The following is a 25,340-nucleotide window of genomic DNA, read 5'->3' as shown; positions in this document are numbered from 1 at the left end:
GGTTCAAGTGAAAGCGTCCGAAGACAATTCGAGGCGACGGATTACCGTTGAACTACCAAATCATCTAATCGCAAGACTTGATGAACTTAAAAGGGAATGGGGGTTAAGAGCTAGAGGGGATCTATTAGTACGTTTACTTGAAGAACTTTTTACCCCTCAAGAGAATGATCAAGATGATCAACAGTGTGGAGAACTATATCAAATAAATGAGCAAGCTCCGCTCGAAAATGTTGATAGTGGGTCATTGTCTAGATCTTTACCTACCGAATACGATGAGACAAAAGCACTGGTTTTAATAGGGCGGGGGGCGAATGATAGAGGTAGACCTGGCGTAAAGCCAGAGGGAAACAAAGTAGAAAGTAGTTATGAAGTTAAGACAACACATTCAGTTGGGATTGATTTACCAGGCTTTGTGCGTAAACAAACGGATAATCTTAGAGAAAGTCTTGGCAAAAACAAATCAGGTGAGAATTCGAGGGACTTGCCCTTAGTTACAACAGTTGCTGAGACTGATGTGATTGAAAGTCTTAATGCCGCAAATCGACACTGGATATCACTTTATGGAAATCCCCCAGGGGAGACAGTTGTTGAAGCTGCAATGATCTGGTTAGCAAGGGACATATGGCTTCATGTCGATGGCACTGATGGAAGGCCGTTCACATGGAGTGCAGCAAATCGTCTGATGACGGAACTCTGTTCAAGTTGGCAGGTTAAACCGGCGACCTTTGAGCTTGTGATGGTGGTTGCTGGGATTTTGGAGGATCCGTTTGCCTGCAAAAGCCTTTCAGAGAGAATGCCGACACTAATCCGCAGATTTGTCAATCGCTTTAAACGAAGTCGTCAGGTCACCTCGTTCCAAACACTTGAATCAACAATGACACTTCATGGAGCACTCAAACTACTCAAGCTGCCATCGCATGCTGGTGCACCAATGACACTTTCTACCATTCGAGAGGCCTACAAATTTCAGGCGATAACCATCCATCCGGACGCTGGAGGTTCAACAGAGGCAATGAGAAGGCTAAATGAAGCATATCAATTGCTTAAAGAGCTCTACCGCGAGAAACCCAACTAGTCTCAAAAGTCTGCTCTATGACTCAGTATTAGTCTAATAGCGAGACTATGTATATATATAGTAGATAGACGTGGAGAATCTTTTGTGGTTAAGCCAACATCAAACAACGAAAACAAAAATTGGGCTGAATTATCTCTATAGGGAAAAGTTCCATCTGCCAATGAGCTGCGGCAAAGCCATAAGCAAGCAACTCTCATATGTTTATTTAAAGACTAACAGCGAGACTACCAATAAGACTCATGCAAGATGAAGTAGAGAAGGGATGGGTTATTGCTGTTGTTATCAGTGAAAAAAATAATATTCTCAGATTCAATATTCGCTAATAACTCGAAGGGTGCGACGAGTTTATTGAAAAAACCCGGTTTACTTGTGCTCAAGGCGACCTTGTTCATCGGTCCACGCAGCGTCCAAAGACAGTACTACTCTTCATAAAAGCTTGCTATCAAAGACTTTGTAAGCCTGCGTAACTGCATTTTACACAGGTACGCAGGATTTCCTGTATTGCACTCCCGCCCATGGGGGAATGTGTGGTGGGGCGGAGGGGGGAAGGAAGCTAACCATGCAACGTTCGCGCAATAGCGGGGGCGGGTGGCACGAAACTACGCCTCTTTCTGATCACATATAGGTCTTGAAATGAGACTAGGAAAGAGTCGCATAATATACACGTAAGACATTGCGATGGGTCGCCTTTCCTTTTATAGACTTATTATAAGACTATAATCGAGTCTTATCTAAGACTTTAGAGTCGATGATCATAGTATAAATTCTCAGATCGATGCAGCACGTCATCAGGCTTGCTTGCCCTATTGAGTGGGATGCCAGGCCCGATCCACAATGTTTTCCCCAATTATCCAGCAAGTGGCGATATGCTCAAAAAGCAAAGTCTCAACTGAAATCGTGAACAATGCTTATCAAATCCATTATTTCAATGCCATAGTCCTGGCTAAACAAAACTCTTCGTTGTGAAGTGTCAGTTTTTTGCAATTAATTATCAAAAATAAGACTTGAGGGTCTTCTCCTGAATATTCCACCCTCGTTTCGGTTGAATTTATTAATTGGTGTTCAGACTTATAATCATTGAGCTCACTCTAAGCAATCTATAATGAATTTACATCCGAGCACTTGAAAGGCTCCTGGATCTGTCTAAGATTATATTTAACAAACCCAGTACCACAAATTTGGATACTTATGATTTATTTATAGCCAGCATTGACTTTATTGTTATGCCTAATAAATAGGAAGACTTGCTATGACTAGCTCTACAGACTCAAATTTGACATTAATACCTTCCCCAGGTGATAAGGTTGAGATCACATGCTTAGATTTAGATCGTCATGGTAATGGTCTGGCTCGATGGAACAATTGGGTTGTGATAGTCAATGACCTTCTACCTGGTGAACGTGCACAAATAGAGTTTGTAAGGCGCCATCGAAACCAGTTTTTAGCCCGCAAGGTTCAAACAATTGAGACAGTTGCAAGTCGCAGACCGCCCCCATGCAAAATCGCTAAGGAATGTGGAGGTTGCTCCATACAACATCTTAGTGATCATGGACAAACTTTATTAAAGCAAGGTCATCTGCGGGAAATACTTCTACGTTTAGGTCAAATAGATCATAAGATAGAACCAATCATGACTGATTATAATAGAGCTCTCGGGTATCGAAATAGAGCATTAATTCCTCTATATCGCAATAGTGAAGGACAGTTACATATGGGTTATTACCGACGAGGCAGTCACCAAATTATTGATCTCAATCGATGTCCGGTTTTGGATCGAGGAATCGATCAATATCTGGCCTCGATCAAGGATGATCTTCAACAGCAGAATTGGCCTGCAGATTCTGACCTATCTTCTGGCGAAGGACTCCGGCATCTAGGCATTCGTATTGGCCAAAAAACAAATCAAGTGCTGATCACACTGGTAAGTAGTACCACTCAACTCTCTGGCCTCCATCAACAAGCCAAAGAATGGTATAGTCGGTGGCCGGAAGTAAGAGGAATAACTTTAAACATCCAACGACAGAGGAACAATCTTGTTCTTGGTCAAGAAACTATATTGCTTGCTGGTGATCTTGAAATTGAGGAGTATTTTTACAATCTCTCCTTATTGCTGTCCACCACAACATTTTTTCAAGTAAACACTCTTCAGGCAGAACGGATTGTCTCAAAATTAATTGAATGGCTATCCACTGCTTCGCTCGACATCAATATAATTGACGCATATTGTGGAATTGGCACAATTTCTCTCCCCATTGCAGCAACTGGCTATCGTGTAATAGGTCTTGAAATTCATGCAGAAGCTATTACTCAAGCAAATAAAAATGCCTTACGGAATAGTCTTGATAATGTTTCGTTTTTATGTGGTGATGTTTCCTTATTATTGGCCAAGAAACTTCAACATAATGATGTGTTAGTGCTAGATCCACCGCGTAAAGGTTTAGATCAAATGGTGATTAAAACAATCCTTTCAATTCAACCTGAAAGAGTGGCATATCTTAGTTGTGATCCTGCCACATTAGCTCGTGACCTCAAGCAATTGATCGTACCAAATGGACCCTATCAAATTTATGAACTACAACCCATTGATTTCTTTCCACAAACAATGCATATCGAATGTCTGGCACTGTTAATTCGTATTAGCTCCTAAGCTCTGCAGAAAACTGCTTGACAAGTGCTTGACGTACCTTCTCGTGAATCGGGTTGACCTTGTCTTCACTAAGAGTCCTGTCTTTACTCCGATAGCGCAACCTAAACGCTTGACTGCAAGAGTAAGGATCAAGCTGTCCACCCTCAAAACGATCAATCAGCTCTACATGCTCTAGAAGCGGTTTACCAGCTTTTCTGATGGCCTGGATCAAATCTGAACAACTACATTCCTTTGAAACGATCACAGCTAAATCAAGTTCCATTGCTGGAACTGTCGGGAATGGTCGGAAGGTAGGGTTCCATCGATTAGATCGTGTCGCAGCTTGGATGATGCACTGCAAGTCCAAAGCGAATAGATAGGTTGCTTCAGGTAGATCAAGACGTTCCGATAGTGCTGGATGAAGCTGCCCAAAATCCCCGAGCAGTTTACCTTCGACAAATAACTCTGCAGACCGCCCAGGATGAAGTGAAGGATTGTCCTTGAGTGGACGGTCGTTAATGTCCAACTTCAACCCATGAAAGACTTGGGAAAGCTGACCGCGTGCCTGGTGATATGTCATTGACTTGATCTTGCCGCTTGTACTCCATAGTTCAAACCTTCGCTCTGCACAGATCACGCCACCAAGAACAGCGCGTTGGTTGATGAGCTCGTCAGTGACTGTATAGACATTGCCTATTTCATATAACCAACAACCAGGCTGCGATGACTGGAGGTTGCGTTGGCAAATACGTAGATGCTCCTCCCAAAGATTGGTACGCAGGTGGCTGGTCTCAGCCAATAAAGGGTTGCTAATTGCAATTCGTTGTGGTTCATCACTATCAGCACCAACTAACGACAAGGTCGTGACTTCCTGCAACCCTGCTCCGCACAACATCTGCCTCAATAGGCGTTCAGCTGTTTGAGCAGTCGTTAGCCCACCAGGTTCAAGCGGATCTGGCAGGTTGGCCTTAAAACGATCAAAGCCAACAAGGCGAGATACCTCTTCGATCAAATCAACCTCTCGCGAGAGATCTCTACGTCGTGATGGTGGAACTATGACCAACCATCCTTCGTTATAAGGAGACAACTCGCATCCGAGAGCGATCAGCGAAGTCTCGATAATGTCGTCTTCTAGGTACCTGTTGGCATTCTCATCAGCTATTGGTCCGAGTAAGCGATGGATAGCTTCGCGGCGAAGTTTTACAGGCTCAGCTGATTTTGGGGACTCACCATATACCCAACATCCATTTGATTTAACACCTAAATGTTCCTCCATTAGTGTCACAGCTCGACGGGCTGATGCCAAAGTCATTTCAACAGGCAACCCTTTCTCAAAGCGACTGCTTGCATCGGTCCTTAAGCCAACAGCTCGGCACGTAGTTCTCACGGCCGTTGGGGTAAACATTGCGGATTCCAGCCATACTCGCCTTGTCTTGGCAGACACACCGCTTTCAGCACTACCCATAACACCCGCAAGCGCTATTGGAATGTCATGGCAGGTGACGATCTGGCAATTTTCGTTAAGTTCAAGTTGATGTCCATCTAGGCCATTAAAAAGTTCATTATTTCTTGCTTGTCGAAGGCCAAAAGATTCTGCGGAAACTGTTTGACCTGTGATCATTTCAAGAGCATCAATATCAAAAGCATGCAATGGCTGACCTTGCTCCAACATCACCAGATTTGTAATATCAACGACACCATTCACTGATTTGCATCCTGAACGCTCCAAGCGTTGCTTTAACCAGGCTGGCGAAGTTAATTCACCATCCACATTCTCTAAGGCGGTTAAGCCATAAAGACCACCCTTCAGCATGGACGCAGAGCTGGTGGAATCAGGCTCAAAAGACTTATGGATTGGTGCCATATCAAGTTGCGGAAGCTGCAGGCTTGCGCCTGTTAAAGCAGCAACTTCCCTTGCGATACCAACCATCGACATTCCATCGGGGCGATTGGCTGTGATTGCCAACTCAAGCACTGTGTCATCGAGTCCGACCAGAGGGCCTACAGGCTGGCCGAGGTCTGGAACGTTTACAGCGATCTCTTCAAGGATGGCTATTCCATCACCACTTGATTCCAGCCCTAATTCCGCTAGTGAGCAGATCATTCCTTGACTTGGAACCCCCCGAAGCTCACTGGCCTTGATCTTGATTCCGACAGCAGGCAGGGTTGCTCCAACCATGGCAACAGGTACGTGTATACCAATCCGCACATTTGGAGCCCCACAGACGATCTGAAGACCTTCGCCCGACCCGACATCCACCTGACAGACACTGAGTTTATCGGCATTGGGGTGGGGTTGATGGTCTTTCACCAACCCAACGACCACGCCTTGTGCACGACTAGCTAAATCATCAATAGCCTCAACCTCAAATCCAGCCATCGATAGGCCTTCGGCGAGGATCTCGACGCTCTCATTCAGCTGTACTAGATCCTGCAGCCAGGAGAGAGGAACCCGCATGGATCAGCTAGATGCAGCCAAAGATCTTACGAAGCAAGTGAACGACGGCGTCAAGTCATGTGAGGCTGCCCTGTAGGATCTTAGTTCTTCACTACGCTTCGCATCTGCGGCGCAACGTCCTTTATGGCCAAAAACAAGGGCGTCCGGATCGTGATCACTCTTGAGTGCAACGAATGCCGGTCCAATCCCGCCATCGACAAGCGGTCTCACGGGGTGTCCCGATACACCACTGAAAAGAACCGTCGAAACACCACCGAACGGCTGGAAATCAAGAAATTCTGCCGTTACTGCAACAAGTCAACAACTCACAAGGAGATCAAATGACTTTGCAGTTTCGAAAAGCATCCCAGCGTTCTTAAATCATGTCCAGTTCCTTTTTTAAAAAGCGTCTTTCGCCAATTAAGCCAGGCGATCCCATCGACTACAAGGATGTTGATCTTCTCAAGAAGTTCATTACTGACCGTGGCAAGATCCTGCCTAGACGCCTTACAGGTCTAACGTCTAAGCAACAACGTGACCTCACTAATGCTGTAAAACGTGCACGTATTATTGCACTTTTGCCATTTGTTAATCCAGAAGGCTGATTGCAACAGCTTTGACACCTTCTCTAAAGCAAGGTGATTTAGTTGGCTTTATTTTAAAAGGTCAACCACAAATTGGACTGCTAACTTCACTGAAGGGCAGCCGAGCAATCCTAAGAGTTGCAGGAACACGGCGAGAACAACAGCTAGCCAGTCGAGAGCTGTGCGTTCTCAAGCAAAATCACAACATGGTAGAGGTGGAGACATCTCTACCCACCATCAGTGAAGTTCGCAAACTTAGTCTTAATTCACGCGATTTAATTGCTGGTTGGCGATTGCTCGAAGGCGAAAGGCGTAAAAGTAAGACTTCACCAACAGCACTCAAAATTACAGAACTAGCTGATTTACTACTTACTAATGATGATCCTATCCATCTCGCAGCATTTTGGTTTTGGCTTAATAGCGACCAACCTTTATTTCGAGTTCGACGTGACCACATGGTTGAAGCACGTCAACTTATTGACCTACGCCGCATCCGCCAGCTGCGCCGTAAGCAACAATCTCGAGCGCAGCAACGCCTAGAGTCTCTTGCATTACTAATAGCAGATTCACCTCTGAGCAAAGATCAGTGGCAGGATTTACCCTCGGATCTTCAGTTAACTATCAACCGTTTAATCGAACTGGCTGACGGTCCAGAGGATGCTTTTTTGGCAGATGAACAAGCTCTTGAGCTGATTAAAGATTTAAAATTGGGTAGATCGCTGAGCGACCTCCGTTATTGGTTGATCAAGAAAGGCTGGCGCGATCCACACGATCTAACAACTCTCAAAGGCAGTATCTGGACAAAATCTTTTGATGGGAGTGTACAAGCTCAAGCGGACCAATTACTCAACAAGTTTGAGCAACTATCCTTCGCAAGCGATGATAATCGTATTGATTTGAGTGATTTAAGGACCTACACCCTCGACGATCATCAAACTCAGGAAATTGATGATGCAATCTCTTTGCAGTGTGTTGATCAAGAAAACTGGATTTGGATCCATATCGCCGATCCGGCAAGACTTATTCCTGTGGACAGTCCCTTAGATCTTGAGGCTCGTGCAAGAGCAACCAGCCTCTACTTGGCTGATGGCCTAAGACCAATGCTGCAATTGAGTGTTGCAGCAGACGTTCTCAGTCTTAGAGCTGGCCGTCGCTGTGCAGCGTTGAGTGTTGCTGTGGTTCTAGACGAATCAGGGTGTATTGCCGGCACTCGTGTTTGTCGTACTTGGATTCGCCCCTGCTATCGGCTCACTTATGAAGATGGGGATGAATTGATAGAGCTTGCGCCTCCTGGTGATGAAGATCTTTCAACACTCGCAAGCCTGCTCACAAAACGCCAATTATGGCGTGAGCGACAAGGTGCACTGCTGCTTGAACAATCTGAAGGGCGATTCAAAGTCAAGGATGATCAGCCTGAACTTCATGTTGTTGAGTCAAGTCCAGCCAGACGGCTAGTCAGCGAAGCCATGATTCTGATGGGTACTGTTATTGCTGAATTTGGAAAGCGTCAAAACATTGCTCTGCCCTATCGCAGCCAACCTCCGACTCAACTACCCAGTGCAACTGACTTATCACAGTTGATTGAAGGACCTGTAAGACATGCTGCGATCAAGCGTTGCCTTAGCCGAGGTGTCCTTGGTACTCGTCCGATGGCCCATTTCAGTCTTGGCCTCTCTGCCTACGTACAAGCCAGTTCGCCGATCCGTCGCTATGCAGATTTACTTGCCCATCGACAGGTGGTGGCTCACTTGGGAGGCTCAGTTCCATTAAGCGAGCACGCTCTCATGGAGCAGTTGGATGTACTTGAAGACCCTCTTCGCCAAGCACAGCAAATTCAACGCGAAGACCAGCGACACTGGCAAAAGGTGTGGTTTTTAAAACATCGCCATGAACAATGGCCTGCCCTATTTCTGCGCTGGTTGAGGCCTCAAGACCAGATTGCACTTGTGCATGTGGAATGCCTGGCTATGGATCTTGCCTGCAAGATCCATGGTTTGATCGACCCTAGTCCAGGTCTTGCATTGATCATGAGAGTTCATGTTATTGATCCATTGACTGATCAGATTGAGCTGGTCGCCACGTAGCTTCTCAAATCATAGAAACAAACAAACTACCAAAAGCTGTTATTAATCTAAAACGCGAATCAACCTCAGCCATGGTCCCCATGGATTAGCAACTGCTAGAAGATGTACATTCTGATGGTCTTCACATGATTCTAGCCACCGCTTTAATGCCGGCTCCAGTGTTATTAATCGCCAGGATTTAAACTTGGTATCTAGAGAGAATGTCTGATCAGAATGAACACGAAGGGAACCTGAAAACTTTTTCACATGTTTATTGAGTGGTGTTTGATCTGGCAGTGGCATTTCTCCTACATTTGCTTTAAGATTAAAGCCTTCTATCACGCTATGGTTGCTGAGGCAATCTGGTTGCGCCAAAACAAATTTCTGAGCATTACGCCAGTGAGGATGCCATGCAGGCCAATCCCAAATCGGAACAATAGCGGCTGGGGCATAAATATCATGCAATAGTTCATGCTGTAGTTCTGAAATATCAACTTCTGCTGGTTGAAGCCTCTTTTTCAACGCTATAGCTGCTGCCATTCCAGCAGCCTGGCCAAGATTGAAAATCATTGGCTGTAATCGAGTTGCACCATTGGCTATATGACTCACACTAAAGGCCTTATCAGCTATCAGAATATTCTCCACTTCGCTACTAAGTAGAGCCCCGTAAGGAATGCAGAATGGAGTACCTGTCCATCTCCCACCCCATCTACAACTTTTTGAGGCTAACGGCCAATCTTTATCAGGATAATGATGATCATTAGCGTAAGTCCCTACAGCAATACTGGTGCAACGTCCCTGTTTATCTAAGGGGATTGGTCCTCGGGCTGTACCAGAGGCTAATGGCAGAAGATCTCTTTCCACTAATGTGTATTGACCTTTAAGGCGTCGACCTTCACGCCAGTAGGGCATCAATGCCAGGCTTTGATTGATCCCTGGAAACACCTTGCCAGGATTAAGCCAACCCTCACTAACTGTTTGAAGAGCCTGTAGGAATGACAAGCTATACAGCTGCATTTCAACAGCAAGCTGGTTTTTAATTTTGACGTCTGAGCTGCGAATACGCTCCAAGCCTTTATGCCAGTCGTTTCCATGAAGGGGCCAGTTGAGCATTACTAAACCGCCTGGAAGGCGGCCATAGGTAACGGTGCGCTCAAAACCAAACGCCTGAGTTGCAGCTTCGAATGGTCGAGGCAAGCACCCTGGTGATGAAGGTGATTGTGCATGTTGATCGAGTTGACCCATCACAACCCAAGTAGGGGATTGAACAGGCTGGCTGGCAAAGAATGGATCGCAATTCAATTGTTTTGCCGAAGGGGCGCTTGGCTCATTCCAGAGTTCTTGGGATTCCCAACCCCAGCGATGAGAAATGTCTGCGAGTGAAAAGCTGTCGCCTAAATCACTTCCATCAATGAATAAGTCAAAGCGCAGTTGATGCTGTCGCCCTTCAAGCTCCAGCTCAAGCAAAACAAGGCGATCTCCCTCACGTAACAGTGATTTGAGCTGAACGTCAGACCACCATTCGAGATTGGGGAGATCTACAATCCAGCTCCGCAAAACCTCTTCTGCGCGAGAGGGATTAAAACCAAAGCAACTCACCCAGTTCTGATCCAGTCCATCCTGTTCAACTTTGGCGATGTCTTGAAGGAAGGCCCCCCACAAGCCTGTCTGCCAGCAACTGAGTTCATGGCCGTCTGGAGCCGAAACGCCTGCTGCACTGACCATTCCACCAAGCCACGCGCCTGGTGTTAACAGCAGAGTTCTAATTCCTTGTCGAGCAGCTTGTACGGCTGAGGCGACGCCTCCTGTACCTCCACCCCAGACCACCAAGGGCACCTGCGTAGTGGAAAAAATTTTGTTCGCAGACACTGTCATCCCAAAACATAATCATCTTTGCCAAAAAGCAATTGAGCTTCATAACAAAGGTTGCTTAAACAACGCTGGCGAGGCGCAACAAATTGTTGATAGAGGCGATTTGACTTGATCATCGTCGAAATAAGAAAAATCTCCAGCCCAGCATTGTGCTGTCACTCTCAAAAGAACATTGCCCCACTCTCATGTGCACGATGAATTTGGCGATATAAGGGGGTCATCAGGATCAAATTATCAAGCCAGTGCCAGATGGAAGCTAAAGGTCGAAGGTCTTGATCACTTTCACCAGGCCAAGACTGAGAACATCTGAATATCAAGCGCTGCTGCCAAAACCTTAACCATAGTCAGTTCTTCTGTTCTGATATGGCCATATCTACCATTGGCTCCCACAATCGTTGTACGCAGAATCTCTGCGGAATGAATCGGTGCTGCCGCAAAGTGCTTGAGGAGTTTTTTGTATCGTGTGCTGCTTGAGAATCCCAGGCAAGGGGTGCCTCCGGCTGCATCTCAGCTAGGTTTTCAGCAAGTCGTTGAGGCTTGAGGAGGGCAAAATTTCCGTCGGCTTGCTCTAGCTGCTGATAAACACAACGCTAGGGAGGCGTGGCTTGGTCTCAGAGATGACGGCAGCCGATCAATAAGCTGAAATGAGTTGTTCTGGTTAGGATCCGGCCGCTCTGCGCAGCAGCAGAAACTCCCCACAATGATGACCTATACCATTACGACCCCTCTTTACTACGTCAATGACAAGCCCCATCTAGGCAGCCTGTACACGACCATGGCCAGTGATGCACTGGCTCGTTTCCAGAGACTAGAAGGTAAGCAGGTGATGTTTGTTACAGGTGTCGATGAACACGGCCAGAAAATTCAACGCACAGCAGAAGTCAATAACATCAGCCCCCAACAACATTGTGATCAGATCACAAGCAGTTATCAAAATCTATGGTCTCGCTGGGATATTTCAAATGATCGCTTTATTCGTACAACCAGCCACCGCCATCAGTTACTGGTCGAGGCCTTTTTTCAACGTGTCGAGACCTCCGGCGATGTGTATCTTGGTCGGCAGCAGGGTTGGTATTGCGTCGATTGTGAAGAATACAAGGACGAACCTCCGCAAGCCCAGTCACCCTCCTGCCCTATTCATCAGAAGCCTCTTGAATGGAGGGATGAGGAGAACCTTTTTTTCAGACTTTCTCGTTACCAATCCCAAATCGAAGATCTCATTTCACAGCCAGATTTCATCTGGCCAGTCAGTCGCCGGAATGAAATACAGAATTTTGTAGCTCAGGGTCTTAGAGATTTTTCAATTTCAAGAGTTGATGTTGATTGGGGCTTACCAGTACCTGGTTATCCAAAACACACCTTTTATGTCTGGTTTGATGCGCTTGTAGGCTATTTGAGTGCTCTTTTAGATGATGGTGGCCAGGTTCGAATAGAACGTCTTGAAGAGTGTGGGTGGCCTGCATCAGTACATTTAATTGGCAAGGATATCCTCCGTTTTCATGCAGTCTACTGGCCCGCAATGCTGATATCAGCTGGCTTACCCTTGCCAAAACAAGTTTTTGGCCACGGCTTTCTCACTCGTGAAGGTCAAAAGATGGGTAAATCACTAGGGAATGTACTTGATCCAGAGAAACTGCTTGAAGAGTGTGGTGAAGATGCTGTTCGATGGTATTTATTGCGTGACATCCAGTTCGGTCATGATGGTGATTTTCAGCAGAAAAGATTTATGGATTTAGTCAATAACGACTTAGCAAATACAATCGGAAATCTGCTGAACCGAACTTCGACTATGGCAAGAAAATGGTTTGAAGGATCTGTACCTTCACATTGCAATGAAATAGATTATGCTCATCCCTTAATGACCACTGCTGAAACAACTATTACCATCGTACGTCAATCAATGCCATCCATGGCTTTTCATGATGCAGCTGAGGCGATCCTTAAATTGGCTATTGCGGCCAACGTCTACCTCAATGAAACTGCTCCTTGGAGTCGAATGAAGACGCCTGGTAATGAAGCCGAAGTTGCTGATGATCTTTACTCAGTTTTGGAGGCATGCCGACTTGTAGGACTATTAATTAATCCTCTTCTACCTTCTCTAAGCGAACGCTTGCTCAACCAATTGGGACTAAGTATTGATGGCAACGATTGGTCTAAAGGTTTAGCTTGGGGACAATTGCAAAGTGGAGCTTTATTGCCACCATCTCAACCCGTAATGCAAAGACTAGAACTCTCTTCTTCCCTCTAATGCGATTCAACCTTCTACCATTACGTCATCTTGGCAGTCTGCTGCTGATCTTAACGATGGTGGGATGTCAGGAGTCCCCATCACCACAGAAGAAATCATCAGTTCCTTTCGTATTTAAATCTCTAGAGCTTCGCCACAAGCAAGCTGATGGATCACGAGACTGGGACCTAAACAGCCCCTTAGCTCGCTATGAATTAGGTAGCAGAGTTGTAAGGGCTCGCAACCCAGAGGGTGTTCTTTACAAAGAAAACAAACCATCATTTGAAGTTAGTGCTCAGGCCGCCACAGTTTTAAAAGATGGTGAGACAGTGCTGCTTGAAGGAAATGTAAAGGTTCAGCAGCTTAAAGGAGAAAAAGTGTTGATCACTGGTGATCGTTTGCGTTGGACACCTAATGAATCGAAGATGGTGATTGAGCAACGACCCCAAGCTCTTGATAATCTTTCAAGAATTAGTGCCAAGACAGTATTGTTTCAACAGCTAACCCAAGAAATAGAATTTAAAGGGCCAACAAAATTTGAACGTTGGAAAAAACAACGCAATGACAATCATGAACCCTCCATTGTGATCCGCGGACGCAATGGCCGTTGGAATTTAGACAGCGGCAAGCTTAATGCTATGGGGCCAATCCTTGGCCACCGAATTGTAAATAAAAGTGATATTCCACAGCAACTTACAGCCACAAGCTTGCAAGGAAACACGAAAAAAGGTTACCTCGATCTAATCACACCTGTTACGCTTACGATTCCAGAACAAAAAGCAAGTTTACTTGCACAGACAACGCGATGGAAATTCAATAGCGAAAAGATTGAAAGCAATCAACCATTCACCGCAACTCAGGAAAGATCAACCTATCGCGGAAACAGTTTCAAAGTTGATCTTGCCCGTACAGAAGTAGAAATCCCTCAGAAGTGTGAACTTAGTCAACCTGGCGAACAACTCAAGGCTGAAAAATGTATTTGGAATTGGAGCACGGAGGAGGTTCAGGCAATTGGAGATGTAATCTTAAAGCGAGAAGCAAATAATCATATTACTCGAAGTGATAAACTAGAAGGACGAATTGGAGAAGAGGGAACAGTGTCTTTCTCGTCATCTGATTCTAAAGTGAGATCTCAACTAACAATTGAAGGAGGCAAAGGAAAATCGATCCTTTCCTCTAAGTCCTCTCCTCCAATTCAGTTCTAAGACGTTGCGACCATCCAATCAACCAGAGTTCATCTGAACGACTAAAACATCGCTCGGAACATCCCCCCAGAACAACCCAACCATTAGATGCTAATGGATAGACCATAACAGCAGGCAAGTTCTCAACAATTGGATTAAATTCGATTCTCCCAGGAAACAATGATGTGTTAACTAATGAAATCAATTCGCCTCGATCTCTAGCCTGTCTACAGATTTCACCTGGAACGAATTTACCATTACCACTTATTCCTCGACGTAAAAGAACCTGATTATTCCAATACACTAGGATCACTGCCGCTGGGGTTGCTGTAAGTAATAAATGACTTCCCCAGGCAAGTTCTTTTTGTAATCCATCGTTCAATCCATCTACTAATTCGAATCTCTGATTTCCCTCAAGGATCTGCTTACTGGGAGCCATCGGGCTCGCTTGTGTCCACAACACTGCCATAAGCATCAACCCCACGGCGGCAACGCCAGCCAGGACCTCAGCACGCTGAAAGCTCGGCGTAACAAGGTCCACTGTCAAAGCATTAAATACTGCCAAAGACAGGGTCAACAGCCCAGCAATCAGGGAAATAAGCGCAACTGGTCGCATCGAACGAAACAAAAGCGATGTCAGATGCACGCACTCTTGCTCAAATGGGTTGTGTTGTTCCAGCTTTCATGACCGACGCTGAAGCCTTTGCAGCAGTGGCCCTCGCTGCCGTTTCTTGTGACGGGGTTCTCGGTCGCGACGAAGCCCATGCCCTTCGTCGCCTACTCGAATTCAGATACCCCTATCGGGAGAGCTCGGAAGCCGCTATGGGCGAGCTTTTTAATCAACTCCTAAGCCTGTTGCGCCAGGAGGGTGTAGATGGACTGATTAGCAAAGCCTTACCTGCCCTGTCTTTGCTTCAACAGGAAAGTGCCTTGGCAGTTGCCGCCCAACTAGTCCATTCTGATCGCGTGGTCTCAAAGGAGGAAGCTGCTTTCCTGGAGGATCTAGCTTGCAAACTTGACTTACCTTCTGATCGAGCAAGGATTGTGATTCAAGCAATTTCTGCTCTGAATCGAGACAGCTTGCTCAGCTGACGTCAGACTGCAATATGAGCTGTTGTTGAACCGATGCCTGTGCTGAGATCAAGCCGCTTTCTCGGTGTTCTGATCAGCATCCTCCTGGGTCTGATTCTCCTTGTACCAGGAGCCTTTGCCATAACAACAGAAGATTTTCCTGTTGCAAGGCCTGAAGGCCATGTTGTGGATTCTGCTGATGTCCTCAGCAGAGTGTCTCGTTCTCAGATTGAAGGACGTCTTGTTGAGCTCGGAAACGAAAGACTTGATGCTCGCTTGATTACACTTCGTAAACTTGATTATGGTGTTTCCCTTTCCAACTTCGGTAGTTCGCTGATCGATCGATGGTCCACAAACGCTGGTGAAAAAGAGCTGCCCCTGCTAGTGATGTTGATAGATGCACAAACCAAGCAAACTGTTGTCTTGGCAGATACAAGTTTAAGAAGCATATTACCGGACGCCCTTTTGCAGAGCACTGGCCGTACGACAATGAATAAGCCAGTGGTGGGAGGCGAGCGCTACCAGCAAGCATCCTTTGATGCAATTGCTCGCTTACAAGTTGTATTGGATGGAGGGGAGGACCCAGGACCTCCTATCGAAACGTTTAGTGCAATTAAGGAAACCAATATCCCATCACAAGAACAAACACAAAGCAGTAATGCAACACTAGTTGTCGTTGTCTTGATGGTTGTAGGCACCATCGTTCCGATGGCCACTTGGTGGGTGTTCTCTCGCTGACTCAATCACCATGACGCTTAGGGACTGGATGAGAACATTTGGGGAAGCTCGATCGATAGACATCAATAATGACCTTGAACGTGGTTACGAAGCAGCACTTCTGATCCAGACACTTGAGCTTGAATACTACGGCGATCGGCCTATAAGACCCAACCTGCAACTTTCTGTTCCTCGATCATTACAGTCAACCATATTGCGCAAATTTCATACTGCCGTAAATATCTGTCGTTTAACGTTTGAGGCTATTAAACCTAATGTCAGCCAACTTGACAGTCAGGAATATCGAAAATTTCAGTTAATTGAGACGATTGTTAATCGCTATGCCCCGAAGCGTTCTTCAAGATCAACATCTATAAGCAGGGCACCCGACCCTCTTCCCAGATCACTTCTTGGTTTAGTTGATAAGGTGCGACGACAGCTTGATCCAACATCCGAAGCGACATTGGTTGCAGGTTTTCGCCGCCGTCGCGATTCCACTCTGATCTCACTAAAGATCATCTTGCTGCTAATTCTGGTGCCGTTACTGGTGCAACAGATCAGCCGAACTTATCTCATCACCCCGGCGATTGACTACTTAGCCCCAGAGCTGCCATTTCTGAGTTATCCCAAACCCCAACTTGAAGAACAAGCTGTTGAAAAACTTAGAGTATTTAAGGCAGAGATAGAGTTTGATGCCCTACTCAAAGGTGATTCAATCCCAAGTCAAGACGAACTACATAAGGCTCTGGCAATAAAAGCAATTCAACTTAAGGATGAAGCTGATAAAGAAAGCACACATGCAATAAAAAATGTGCTAGCAGATCTCGCAGCACTTTTTGCTTTTGCTTTTGTTTGTATAATTAATCGGGAAGAGTTGAGAGTTCTCCGAGGGTTTCTAGACGAAGCAATTTACGGCTTAAGTGACTCTGCAAAGGCATTCGCAATCATTCTTTTTACAGATATGTTTGTGGGCTTCCACAGTCCCGAAGGATGGCAGGTATTATTGCAGGGGATTGCAAATCATTTTGGATTTCCAGCTCGAGAAAATTTCATACTTTTATTCATTGCAACCTTCCCTGTGATACTTGCAACCATCTTTAAGTACTGGATTTTCCGTTATCTCAATCGCGTCTCTCCCTCTTCTGTTGCAACCCTACGCGGAATGAATGGTAGTAGCTAACACTATTCCTATACTTAATGGCCTTACCCTAGTTTCAGGCCCAAGCAGAGGTGGAAAGAGTCGATGGGCTGAACACTTGGTCGAACAGTTCAAGTCTGTAACTTATATCGCCACCTCACCGAGAAGAGCTAGCGACCAGAATTGGGAGCAAAGGCTTGAAAAACATCGTAATCGTCGACCAAAGCACTGGTCAGTAATTGAATCTGGACCAGACCTTAAAAAGGCAATCATTCAAATTCCAAGATCAGATGTTGTTTTAATAGAAGCGTTGGGTGGTTTTGTCACATGGCACCTCGACCAACCTTCGAGCAATTGGAAAGCCCTGAAAAACGATCTTCTGCAAACGATTAAACAACATGATGCATCCATCGTGATTGTCATTGAGGAAACTGGTTGGGGTGTTGTACCCAGTACATCCAATGGAGCTCTTTTTAGAGATCGTCTTGGGAAGCTATCTCAGGAACTGGAACCGTTGGCATCAAACAGCTGGCTTGTCATACAGGGTCGAGCATTGAATCTCAAACAGCTTGGTATTGCGGTGCCATGAACGATCCAAATGAACGCTCATCATTACGCGTAGCTCTATACGAGCCACGTATTCCACCAAATACAGGAAATATCGCCAGGACCTGTGCAGCCTTCCGCATTCCACTAGCTCTGATTGAACCTCTTGGGTTCAGCCTTGATGATCGCTATCTACGTAGAGCAGGACTTGATTACTGGCCTCACGTCGATTTATCAGTTCATTCTGACCTGGATACATTTCGCAAGTGCCTGCCATTAAATCATCGACTGATCGGTTGCAGCAGATTTGGAGGAATCCCCCTCCGTTCGATGCGATTCCAAACCGGAGATGTTTTGCTTTTCGGCCGCGAGGACACAGGTCTTCCTAGCAAAGTCCGTCAGCAGTGTGATCAGATCACGACAATTCCCATGCCTGGAGCAGCAAGTGAACAGGGGCAGGGCGGAGTAAGGAGCCTAAACCTGTCTGTGGCTTGCGCCATCGTGAGCTTTGAGGCTGGCCGGCAACTGGGGCTGTGGTGAGTAAACCGAACCAAATTTGCTTCTGCCCCCCTTGCCTAATCGAGGGGAGATCAGCTAACTTCTCCCGGACTCCGGCCAAATTCGGCTTGATAGGGGTTTTGAACATCGACTTTATTGAATGAAGCCCCTGTTGTTGCTTATCTCTTCCTTTGCAGCACCAGTGCTTGCTTTAGGAAACCTTGGGTCCTTACCTGGCTATGCAGATAGTGCTGTACAGGAGAAGGTCAAGATCTCAAGCACAACCTCACAGCAACTGATATGGATAAAAGTTGCCCTGCCAATAACCATAGGGGAACTTGCAGGCAAGCTCGGACTGAAAGCGACTGAACTGTCAAAACTCAATAAAAATTCATCAGATACAGAACTGAACAAAGACAGTTGGGTTGTTTTGCCAAGATCTGTTCATGGCCGCTTGGGTCGAATCAGTTACCTGAATTCAGATGAGACACTGCTGCCTCCCCCACCTCCATTTGATGAAACCAAGAAAAAAAATACGTTCTACTCGTTCAATGATCTAAATAAGAATAAAAATCAAGTACAGATCCAAACAAAAATAAGTAGCAACAACATCCTTAAAAAGGAGTGTTCCCTTGAGTCTCCATGCAATTGCCCCACCTGCTTAGATGTTGAATCACCAGTGAACCCAGCAGATCTATTCACCAGAAGTAATCACATGCTCCAGCTAGGAAGCATTGCTTCTGATTCCTACATATGGCCTACTAAAGGTGTATTCACATCTGGTTTCGGATGGAGGTGGGGGAGAATGCATCAAGGCATTGATATCGCTAATAAAGTGGGCACTCCCGTTTTTGCAGCAAAAGACGGAATCGTCACCTATGCCGGATGGAGGGGGGCCTACGGCTACCTCGTAGAAATTGCACATGGTGGTGGCTCCACAACCCGCTATGCCCATAACAATCAAGTTTTGGTGCGGAGTGGTCAGTTCATACCGCAAGGAGCAACGATCTCGAAGATGGGCAGCACTGGTCGCAGCACTGGTCCACATCTCCATTTTGAGATCAGAAAGAAGGGTGGCTTAGCAATGAATCCAGTTACGTTGCTTCCATCGAATAAGGTCTGACCAAAGAAGGTCCATCGTTTATTGTTGTTTACGACAAGGCTCGGTAGCTCAGCTGGTTAGAGCGTGGGATTCATAACCCCAAGGTCGGGAGTTCAAGTCTCCCCCGAGCCATTTTATCTTCTCAAATAGTCAACCTTGTTCTAATTGATTTATTGTGTTATTGAATCTAAAAACTAAGTATAGCATTAGACGAAATCTCAAACGCAATAATTTCATCTAACACAAATCTAAACGGCTGACGAATAGGACATAATCCTTTTTCATAGAAACCAATGTTCCTTCACCAAAACAAATAAAACAGACCAAAAAAATTGACGGAATTTTATTCCACAAAGTCTATACGCAAATCAAGGGTAAGTAGAAAGTGAATCCAGATGAATATCAGCAAAATTGTCGAAATATCGTGATCGAACTGACATCGAGTGAAAAAAGATATCAAACGCCGGAAAGAAGTGATTGCCAAGGTTTGAGGCTCTTGGCCATTATGTCAGCCTCAACAAGAGATTCAGAAGCGCACTCACCTTAACCAAAACATCAAGGGCTTTATGCTGACAATGGAAAGCAGGCCAAAGCAACGACGACTGCCTGTGGGTAAAAACACCTACAAAGCTTTGATTCGCTCCAGGGGTTAATCGCATTTCGCTCAGTTTCACCCTTGCGGAAAATAACCAGCTTTCCTATGAGATCAAATCATGAATAGCTAATCAAGCACCCCTTGCGAATCACTAATTCAGACGTTAATTTTCGCGCGAACTCCTCAAGGCTGAAAGTCCAAGGAGTACATCACGTTGATTAGCCTCCATGAACTCTCTGCCGTTGCTGATCTCAACCATCGCCGCGCCAGTACTTGCACTCGGGACACTCAACCACCTGCCTGGTGAAGCCAGTAAATATCATCACCCCTCCTCCTATCCATTACCACCTCCTGTTCTCCCTCAGCCTGATGGACAGATATGGGTCAAAATCAACAAACCAGCAACGATTAAATTCATTGCTCATCAGCTTGGCATCTCTTGGCCTGAGATTTCAGCGCTCAATGATCAGCCATCAGCAAACAGGCTGATTGCCGGCAGTTGGATTGTCTTGCCTGTGTCAGCTATGGCTCGCTTGCAGCAGTCCAAGTCTTTAGACATAACGACAGTCAGCCATAACCAGCCGCCAGTGACAGCACCGGCTCCACCCGCAAGCCTGGTCAAAATACAAAGCGGAGACTCGATTGCATCAATTGCCAAGCAGCATGGACAATCACATGAGAGGATTCGTCAGCTAAATCCTGGTCTTGAATTCAATCAACTCACAGTGGGTAGGAATATTCGAGTTGCCAAGGCAACGCTTCCTCAGAAGACGACTCTAACTACAAGTCTTGGCAGTAAAAACCTTCAAAGCCTTTCTTTACTCAGTAATGGAGGTGGATGGATAGATTTAGATGACACGAACTCTTATATTTGGCCAACAAAGGGTGTAATCACTTCAGGGTATGGCTGGCGTTGGGGAAGAATGCATCAAGGTATTGATATTGCGAATAAGGTCAATACTCCTATCCTTTCGGCAAAAGGCGGCATTGTTTCCTATGCGGACTGGAAAGGAGCTTACGGATATCTTGTAGAAATAGCACATGTAAACGGGGAGTCAACTCGTTATGCTCACAACAATCGACTACTTGTTAAGAAGGGGCAGATCATACCCCAAGGAGTCACAATCGCAACAATGGGCAGCACAGGACGCAGCACTGGGCCACACCTACACTTTGAGATAAGGAAGAAGAGTGGTACGGCAATCAATCCAGCAACACTCCTACCCTCAAAAATAGTAACAACAACACCAAATTTTCACTATTGTTATCATCACAAATCCTTCCATGAACATCATGTATGATTAGATATAAAATGCTTTAATCAGCCCATATAGCCTATTTTTACCAGAAAGACATGTGGATATTAACAATTATAATCTCCTTGTCTCAAGTATGCATTCAAGCAACAGATAGGTTCACATCATTCGAATCAAAAAGTGATAACAGTCGTTTCACATGATTAGATTACTCGGCATTAATGAGTTGTTTTCTCACATTCTTTAATCAATCTTAAGAGCCATTGCAAATGCTAGCTCAAGCCATATTTTAAATGCTCAGAAAGGCATTTGAGTCTTCTCTGACGTGATCATGAATCAATCAATTTATATTGGTATTTATTACAGTGAATTCAAATAGTTCATAATCTAAACTCTAACGCATTTCAATTGCATTAAGCCTTTGTCGAAATGAACTCTGGTTCTCTTTCGCTTCTGCAACCTGTGTTTTATCGCTTTGTGATACCTCAGACGTGTAGGGGCGTCTATTGCCTCGGTTGCTTCCAGATCGAATCGGCATCGCCTGCAGGGTTAGCTTTCTAGTGTTGGGATCGCGAATTAGTGGTTGGACCTTAAGTTCAGTCCTAAGCTGATTGAGAAGTCGAAAATGGCCTGTACTACTGAACTTACGTAGCAAGGCTTGGTCCCAGGCTGTTGTTTGTTTGAGCATGTAAGTAGTTTAGATGATTCCCGTTTCAGCCATAATGATTACGATTAGCCCTAGCGATCAAAACAGACATGGCATGATAAATTTGAGTGGCCAACTAGAAGTCATGCCGACTTCACTTTAGCTCTGATTAAGCACATCTCTTGCAGAGCCATCAACTCTTAACTCTCCATCATGACGACCAACGAATGCCTACGGGTGGGTCAGCAGGCCCCAGACTTCAGCGCTACAGCTGTTGTTGATCAAGAGTTTAAGGAAATAAGCCTTTCCCAGTACAGGGGTAAGTATGTGGTTTTATTCTTTTATCCTCTAGATTTCACGTTTGTATGCCCAACAGAAATTACAGCATTTAGTGATCGGTACACTGATTTCTCAAGCCGAAACACAGAGGTATTAGGTGTTTCAGTTGACAGTCAATTCAGCCATCTTGCATGGATCCAGACATCACGTAAGGAGGGAGGGCTTGGTGACATCAACTATCCACTAATAGCTGATCTCAAGAAAGAGATATCTACAGCCTATAACGTTTTAGATGATGATGCTGGAGTAGCCCTACGTGGTTTGTTTATCATTGACCCAGATGGAGTAATAATGCATTCAACAATTAACAACCTACCGGTAGGAAGGAACGTGGATGAGACATTACGTGTACTGCAGGCCTTTCAGTATGTACAGTCACATCCAGATGAGGTATGCCCAGCTAATTGGACACCAGGAGAGAAAACAATGAAACCAGACCCAGTCGGAAGTAAGGAGTTCTTCGCCTCAATAAATTAATCATTAATCTATCAATACATCATTAATTTGATTGATCTGCTGCCTTAATCGGTGGCAGATCATTTCTATTTAAATACACTGCTTTTTTGCTTGATCCGTCAACCAAGGCCCTTAGGCCTTCGCCGAGATCCTCAGCCATGGCAATCCTTTTGCCATCACTAACAACTACCCTGGTAAGGGTTGGTAAACCACCTTGACGTGCCCTTAGGTAAACAGGTTCTACATATAGAAGGGCCTTCCCTAGGGGTACAACAAGAAGGTTCCCCTGCACAACCTCAGATCCAGCACGATCCCAAAGACCAAACTGTTGGCTGATCTGCGGGTCCTGATTGATAAGGGCCTGAATCTGTTCAGGACCGAAGATTGGTGTTTGACTTGGGAAACGTAGCAACACTAATTTTCCATAATGATCACCATCACTTCGGGCAGCCAGCCACGCAGAAAGATTGGGACGAGCAAGTGGTGTTAGTGGTTGTAATAATAGAAATTCTGAACTTTCTTGAGTACCTAATTGTGCAGTGATGTGATAGGGATCAACAGGAACCTGCCGCCTACCATAGAGTTCCTTTGGAACCTGCCAAACATCATCGCCGCTATAAAATATACGAGGATCAGTAACGTGGTATCTAAGTAATTGCTGCACCTGTACATTAAACAAATCAGTAGGCACCTTAAGATGCTCTCGTAAGCTTGAAGGCATCTCCTCAAGAGGTTTAAAAAGATCTGGAAACAATCGCTGCCAACCCAATATTATCGGATCCTGCGGTTCGCTCACATACAAGTGAATACGACCACTGTATGCATCAACAATAGCTTTGACTGAGTTACGTAAATATCGCAACGGGCGACCATCTGGTAGGTTTGCAGCGTAGGGATATGTTCGTGAGCTTGTATAAGCCTCAACAATCCAATATTGGTTTTGCTTAGCTTCATAATCAAGATCTCTAGAATCAACAGATGTAGAGACCAAATATGGATCACCAATGACTTCAAGGAATGGCGCTATTGCACTCACTCTTTGTCTCACTTCTCGCCTAATAAGAAGTTTGGAATTAATCGTAAGCGACCCTGTATTAAGAAGACGGGGTTCAAAAAGGTACATAGCTGCTGCTAATTGTTGCCAGGGATGACCAACCGGCACACCTCCTGTTCCTAAATAGTGATTGTAGATATTCTTATCACCTACTGGATAATCTAGCTCTTTTAGTTTGCTCGGAGCAAGAGCATAAGGAGAGGGAAGCATTCCAAAATAGAGAGCTGCTCGCCCAATAGGGACAGCCTCTTTGACATCTTCACGAGTAATGCCTAGCTCAGAACTGCCTTCAAGACGTGTTGAGGTTCCTAGATCACTGATAAAATAGTCAGGGAGACCATCGGGTGCTCTTGTATTGACTGGACTGAGAGTAAAGCCATATCCATGCGTGAAAACAAAATGACGATTCAACCAAGTACGTGAACGTTTTGGAAGTGCGGCCTGATCAAGTTCGCGTGCTGTGATCATCACCTGTTGCCGGTTCGCCTTGTCAGGCACAAAGCGATAACGATCTACAGCCGCATTTGAAAAGCGGTAGTAAACCCTCAATTGCTGTAATTGACGATTGGTTGCCAAGAGAGGCTGGCTGTCCCATAAACGAATATTCCTTAGGGTGCTTGCACCTTGTTCAAGATCAAGTTGAGTTAACTGAGGTTGAGGATTAATAAGTGTAGTCGTAATCGAGTCAAGCTGAAATGCTTTCCTTGTGGCATTAATTGCTCGATTGATGTAAGGGGTTTCTAGTTTCAGTTCTCTAGGTTTTACGACCATCCACTGGACAAAAGGAGCCAAAAGCACTTCAAGAATAATTGCGCCTACTCCAATAATTGAAGCGATTAATCTCCATAGACGCCTTTGTTGTATCCATGGAAATGGAATCACCAGAAATGCGAGAACCAAAATGGCCAAGCTCGCCAAACTTCGTAGAGGAAGTATCAGGTGAGCATCCAACCAACCAGCTCCGGCTACAGTACCGTTCTGCGTCCACAGAAGTTCATGACGTGACAACCATAAAAGTGCTGAAAGTGTTAAAAGTATGATGCCAATTAATGGCCTCATAACATCACACTGTCTAGGCGATAAACCTTTGAAAACCCAATCCGAAAGAGATTCCGGCTTGGCTAACTTCATCCATATAGTCGTACATGTTGTTAAGACTAGTTGGGCCAATAGAACAACCAAGGCAAAGGCAAGTGCTGGATATTGGCCGAGCCCAAAACTCACATCAGCACCCAGTAGTGGTTCTTTAATACCTGTAGGAGGGATAGCAAGGGCCAGTGACCATAGTCCCCAGCCTCTAGCGATGGAGATACTGAAGCAAAAACAACCCATTAAATGAGCAATCCTTCCCCCTCGGGCATTGCCAAGCATCACGCAAATTGAGATGAATACACAGGACAGCGGAATCACCAGCGCCCAAATGTCTTCAAAAGGTTCACTCCACCAATGCCCAAGCACAAATGGCTTAAAACAAGCTAACCACGCCAATCGACTCAGTAAAACAAGATCACCGACCACCACCACGAAGCAGCCAAGTAGCCCCAAGCCATAACGCCATCCATGCAGGGGAAGGAATGGCTCTGCCAAGTTGCTTGCACCTTCGAGTTTGATCCAGTTGCGCTGCCAAAGCTGACAAGTCGCGACAAGCAGAAGAGCGAGGAGAAGTCCTCCCAGTTGCCAGAGCCAACGGCGGAGAAGCATCCCTTGCCAATCAAATTGACCGAACCACAACCATTCGACTTGGACCCGCATCAATAACCAGAAAGCTGCGATAGAGAGCAAGAGCCAAAGCCATTGGCTCTTGAACCATTGCAAGGGTCGGGCGAAACCAGCCAAGCCCATCGACTCAATCAA

At 45.5% G+C, this 25,340-nt stretch carries 20 protein-coding genes and 1 tRNA gene; 16 read left to right on the top strand and 5 right to left on the bottom strand.

The window, feature by feature from the left end; all coding sequences use genetic code 11:
- The first annotated feature begins 7 nt into the window (after window positions 1-7).
- Both SIB66_RS09950 and rlmD read left to right on the top strand, forming a co-directional pair.
- Complete coding sequence (locus SIB66_RS09950) at window positions 8-1,075, top strand: hypothetical protein (RefSeq protein ID WP_063406886.1); 1,068 nt, start codon at window positions 8-10, stop codon at window positions 1,073-1,075.
- 1,249 nt (window positions 1,076-2,324) lie between these two features.
- A complete protein-coding gene (gene rlmD, locus SIB66_RS09945) occupies window positions 2,325-3,722 on the top strand; it encodes a 23S rRNA (uracil(1939)-C(5))-methyltransferase RlmD (RefSeq protein ID WP_063406888.1) in 1,398 nt (465 codons plus the stop codon).
- On the opposite strand, the gene pheT is transcribed toward rlmD, so the two are convergent.
- Complete coding sequence (pheT, locus tag SIB66_RS09940) at window positions 3,712-6,159, bottom strand: phenylalanine--tRNA ligase subunit beta (RefSeq protein ID WP_063406890.1); 2,448 nt, start codon at window positions 6,157-6,159, stop codon at window positions 3,712-3,714. The two genes, rlmD and pheT, sit on opposite strands and share 11 nt — an antisense overlap.
- 123 nt (window positions 6,160-6,282) lie before the next feature.
- On the opposite strand from pheT, the gene rpmG reads away from it, so the two are divergent.
- From rpmG to SIB66_RS09925, 3 genes are read left to right on the top strand one after another with little or no spacing between them, the layout of a single operon-like run.
- On the top strand, window positions 6,283-6,483 hold the full coding sequence (rpmG, locus tag SIB66_RS09935) for a 50S ribosomal protein L33 (RefSeq protein ID WP_011826119.1): 201 nt from the start codon (window positions 6,283-6,285) through the stop codon (window positions 6,481-6,483).
- Between the two features lie 38 nt (window positions 6,484-6,521).
- Entirely contained in the window at window positions 6,522-6,743 is a 222-nt protein-coding gene (gene rpsR, locus SIB66_RS09930; protein ID WP_011130118.1) for a 30S ribosomal protein S18, read from the top strand.
- Window positions 6,744-6,754: 11 nt separating this feature from the next.
- Complete coding sequence (locus SIB66_RS09925) at window positions 6,755-8,806, top strand: ribonuclease catalytic domain-containing protein (protein WP_063406892.1); 2,052 nt, start codon at window positions 6,755-6,757, stop codon at window positions 8,804-8,806.
- Between the two features lie 42 nt (window positions 8,807-8,848).
- Here the strand turns inward: SIB66_RS09925 and SIB66_RS09920 are convergent, their stop codons facing one another.
- Complete coding sequence (locus tag SIB66_RS09920; RefSeq protein ID WP_063421661.1) at window positions 8,849-10,660, bottom strand: FAD-dependent oxidoreductase; 1,812 nt, start codon at window positions 10,658-10,660, stop codon at window positions 8,849-8,851.
- Window positions 10,661-11,360: 700 nt separating this feature from the next.
- On the opposite strand from SIB66_RS09920, the gene metG reads away from it, so the two are divergent.
- Together metG and lptC are read left to right on the top strand one after the other, a co-directional pair.
- A complete protein-coding gene (gene metG, locus SIB66_RS09915; protein WP_063407092.1) occupies window positions 11,361-12,905 on the top strand; it encodes a methionine--tRNA ligase in 1,545 nt (514 codons plus the stop codon).
- Window positions 12,905-14,089: an LPS export ABC transporter periplasmic protein LptC gene (gene lptC / locus SIB66_RS09910; RefSeq protein ID WP_063406896.1), complete on the top strand. Its 1,185-nt coding sequence runs from the start codon at window positions 12,905-12,907 to the stop codon at window positions 14,087-14,089. The genes metG and lptC overlap by 1 nt, the downstream gene beginning before the upstream one ends.
- Here the strand turns inward: lptC and SIB66_RS09905 are convergent.
- Window positions 14,061-14,684, bottom strand: coding sequence for a cofactor assembly of complex C subunit B (locus SIB66_RS09905; RefSeq protein ID WP_063421659.1), 624 nt, complete (start codon window positions 14,682-14,684; stop codon window positions 14,061-14,063). The genes lptC and SIB66_RS09905 overlap by 29 nt on opposite strands.
- Before the next feature lie 17 nt (window positions 14,685-14,701).
- Here SIB66_RS09905 and SIB66_RS09900 point away from each other — a divergent pair, with 17 nt between their 5' ends.
- The 8 genes from SIB66_RS09900 to SIB66_RS09865 all read left to right on the top strand — a co-directional run bounded on the left by SIB66_RS09900 (window position 14,702) and on the right by SIB66_RS09865 (window position 21,036).
- Window positions 14,702-15,160: a tellurite resistance TerB family protein gene (locus tag SIB66_RS09900; protein WP_236070330.1), complete on the top strand. Its 459-nt coding sequence runs from the start codon at window positions 14,702-14,704 to the stop codon at window positions 15,158-15,160.
- Between the two features lie 33 nt (window positions 15,161-15,193).
- Complete coding sequence (gene psb32, locus SIB66_RS09895; RefSeq protein WP_063406898.1) at window positions 15,194-15,877, top strand: photosystem II repair protein Psb32; 684 nt, start codon at window positions 15,194-15,196, stop codon at window positions 15,875-15,877.
- A 10-nt stretch (window positions 15,878-15,887) separates the two neighbouring features.
- Complete coding sequence (pxcA, locus tag SIB66_RS09890; protein WP_063421657.1) at window positions 15,888-17,036, top strand: proton extrusion protein PcxA; 1,149 nt, start codon at window positions 15,888-15,890, stop codon at window positions 17,034-17,036.
- Entirely contained in the window at window positions 17,023-17,583 is a 561-nt protein-coding gene (gene cobU / locus SIB66_RS09885) for a bifunctional adenosylcobinamide kinase/adenosylcobinamide-phosphate guanylyltransferase (RefSeq protein ID WP_063406902.1), read from the top strand. The genes pxcA and cobU overlap by 14 nt, the downstream gene beginning before the upstream one ends.
- On the top strand, window positions 17,580-18,080 hold the full coding sequence (locus SIB66_RS09880) for a tRNA (cytidine(34)-2'-O)-methyltransferase (RefSeq protein ID WP_063406904.1): 501 nt from the start codon (window positions 17,580-17,582) through the stop codon (window positions 18,078-18,080). Before cobU ends, SIB66_RS09880 begins: the two co-directional genes overlap by 4 nt.
- A gap of 118 nt (window positions 18,081-18,198) precedes the next feature.
- Entirely contained in the window at window positions 18,199-19,161 is a 963-nt protein-coding gene (locus tag SIB66_RS09875) for a M23 family metallopeptidase (RefSeq protein ID WP_063421655.1), read from the top strand.
- Window positions 19,162-19,198: 37 nt separating this feature from the next.
- A tRNA-Met gene (locus SIB66_RS09870) sits at window positions 19,199-19,272 on the top strand.
- A 690-nt stretch (window positions 19,273-19,962) separates the two neighbouring features.
- On the top strand, window positions 19,963-21,036 hold the full coding sequence (locus tag SIB66_RS09865; protein WP_063406908.1) for a M23 family metallopeptidase: 1,074 nt from the start codon (window positions 19,963-19,965) through the stop codon (window positions 21,034-21,036).
- A 349-nt stretch (window positions 21,037-21,385) separates the two neighbouring features.
- Here SIB66_RS09865 and SIB66_RS09860 read toward each other — a convergent pair whose 3' ends face one another.
- A complete protein-coding gene (locus SIB66_RS09860) occupies window positions 21,386-21,679 on the bottom strand; it encodes a hypothetical protein (protein WP_063406910.1) in 294 nt (97 codons plus the stop codon).
- A gap of 171 nt (window positions 21,680-21,850) precedes the next feature.
- Between SIB66_RS09860 and SIB66_RS09855 the strand changes: the two genes are divergently transcribed.
- The gene (locus SIB66_RS09855) at window positions 21,851-22,453 is read left to right on the top strand and encodes a peroxiredoxin (protein WP_063406912.1); all 603 of its coding nucleotides are present in this window, start codon (window positions 21,851-21,853) and stop codon (window positions 22,451-22,453) included.
- A gap of 22 nt (window positions 22,454-22,475) precedes the next feature.
- On the opposite strand, the gene SIB66_RS09850 is transcribed toward SIB66_RS09855, so the two are convergent.
- Window positions 22,476-25,328 carry a UPF0182 family protein gene (locus tag SIB66_RS09850; RefSeq protein ID WP_063406914.1) on the bottom strand — a complete coding sequence of 951 codons (2,853 nt, stop codon included), beginning with the start codon at window positions 25,326-25,328 and terminating at the stop codon, window positions 22,476-22,478.
- Window positions 25,329-25,340 lie beyond the last annotated feature (12 nt).

Origin of the sequence: Prochlorococcus sp. MIT 1318 (assembly GCF_047304505.1) — a bacterium.
Taxonomy (GTDB): domain Bacteria; phylum Cyanobacteriota; class Cyanobacteriia; order PCC-6307; family Cyanobiaceae; genus Prochlorococcus; species Prochlorococcus marinus_D.
The sequence above is the reverse complement of the archived record's forward strand: the minus strand, read 5'-3'. Positions and strand labels throughout refer to the sequence as shown.

Coding starts and splice junctions, on each gene's coding strand:
- rlmD (WP_063406888.1), top strand. CDS start 2,325: ATGACTAGCTCTACAGACTCAAATTTGACATTAATACCTTCCCCAGGT.
- pheT (WP_063406890.1), bottom strand. CDS start 6,159: ATGCGGGTTCCTCTCTCCTGGCTGCAGGATCTAGTACAGCTGAATGAG.
- rpmG (WP_011826119.1), top strand. CDS start 6,283: ATGGCCAAAAACAAGGGCGTCCGGATCGTGATCACTCTTGAGTGCAAC.
- rpsR (WP_011130118.1), top strand. CDS start 6,522: ATGTCCAGTTCCTTTTTTAAAAAGCGTCTTTCGCCAATTAAGCCAGGC.
- SIB66_RS09920 (WP_063421661.1), bottom strand. CDS start 10,660: ATGACAGTGTCTGCGAACAAAATTTTTTCCACTACGCAGGTGCCCTTG.
- metG (WP_063407092.1), top strand. CDS start 11,361: ATGACCTATACCATTACGACCCCTCTTTACTACGTCAATGACAAGCCC.
- lptC (WP_063406896.1), top strand. CDS start 12,905: ATGCGATTCAACCTTCTACCATTACGTCATCTTGGCAGTCTGCTGCTG.
- SIB66_RS09905 (WP_063421659.1), bottom strand. CDS start 14,684: ATGCGACCAGTTGCGCTTATTTCCCTGATTGCTGGGCTGTTGACCCTG.
- SIB66_RS09900 (WP_236070330.1), top strand. CDS start 14,702: ATGTCAGATGCACGCACTCTTGCTCAAATGGGTTGTGTTGTTCCAGCT.
- psb32 (WP_063406898.1), top strand. CDS start 15,194: ATGCCTGTGCTGAGATCAAGCCGCTTTCTCGGTGTTCTGATCAGCATC.
- pxcA (WP_063421657.1), top strand. CDS start 15,888: ATGACGCTTAGGGACTGGATGAGAACATTTGGGGAAGCTCGATCGATA.
- cobU (WP_063406902.1), top strand. CDS start 17,023: ATGGTAGTAGCTAACACTATTCCTATACTTAATGGCCTTACCCTAGTT.
- SIB66_RS09880 (WP_063406904.1), top strand. CDS start 17,580: ATGAACGATCCAAATGAACGCTCATCATTACGCGTAGCTCTATACGAG.
- SIB66_RS09875 (WP_063421655.1), top strand. CDS start 18,199: ATGAAGCCCCTGTTGTTGCTTATCTCTTCCTTTGCAGCACCAGTGCTT.
- SIB66_RS09865 (WP_063406908.1), top strand. CDS start 19,963: ATGAACTCTCTGCCGTTGCTGATCTCAACCATCGCCGCGCCAGTACTT.
- SIB66_RS09860 (WP_063406910.1), bottom strand. CDS start 21,679: ATGCTCAAACAAACAACAGCCTGGGACCAAGCCTTGCTACGTAAGTTC.
- SIB66_RS09855 (WP_063406912.1), top strand. CDS start 21,851: ATGACGACCAACGAATGCCTACGGGTGGGTCAGCAGGCCCCAGACTTC.
- SIB66_RS09850 (WP_063406914.1), bottom strand. CDS start 25,328: ATGGGCTTGGCTGGTTTCGCCCGACCCTTGCAATGGTTCAAGAGCCAA.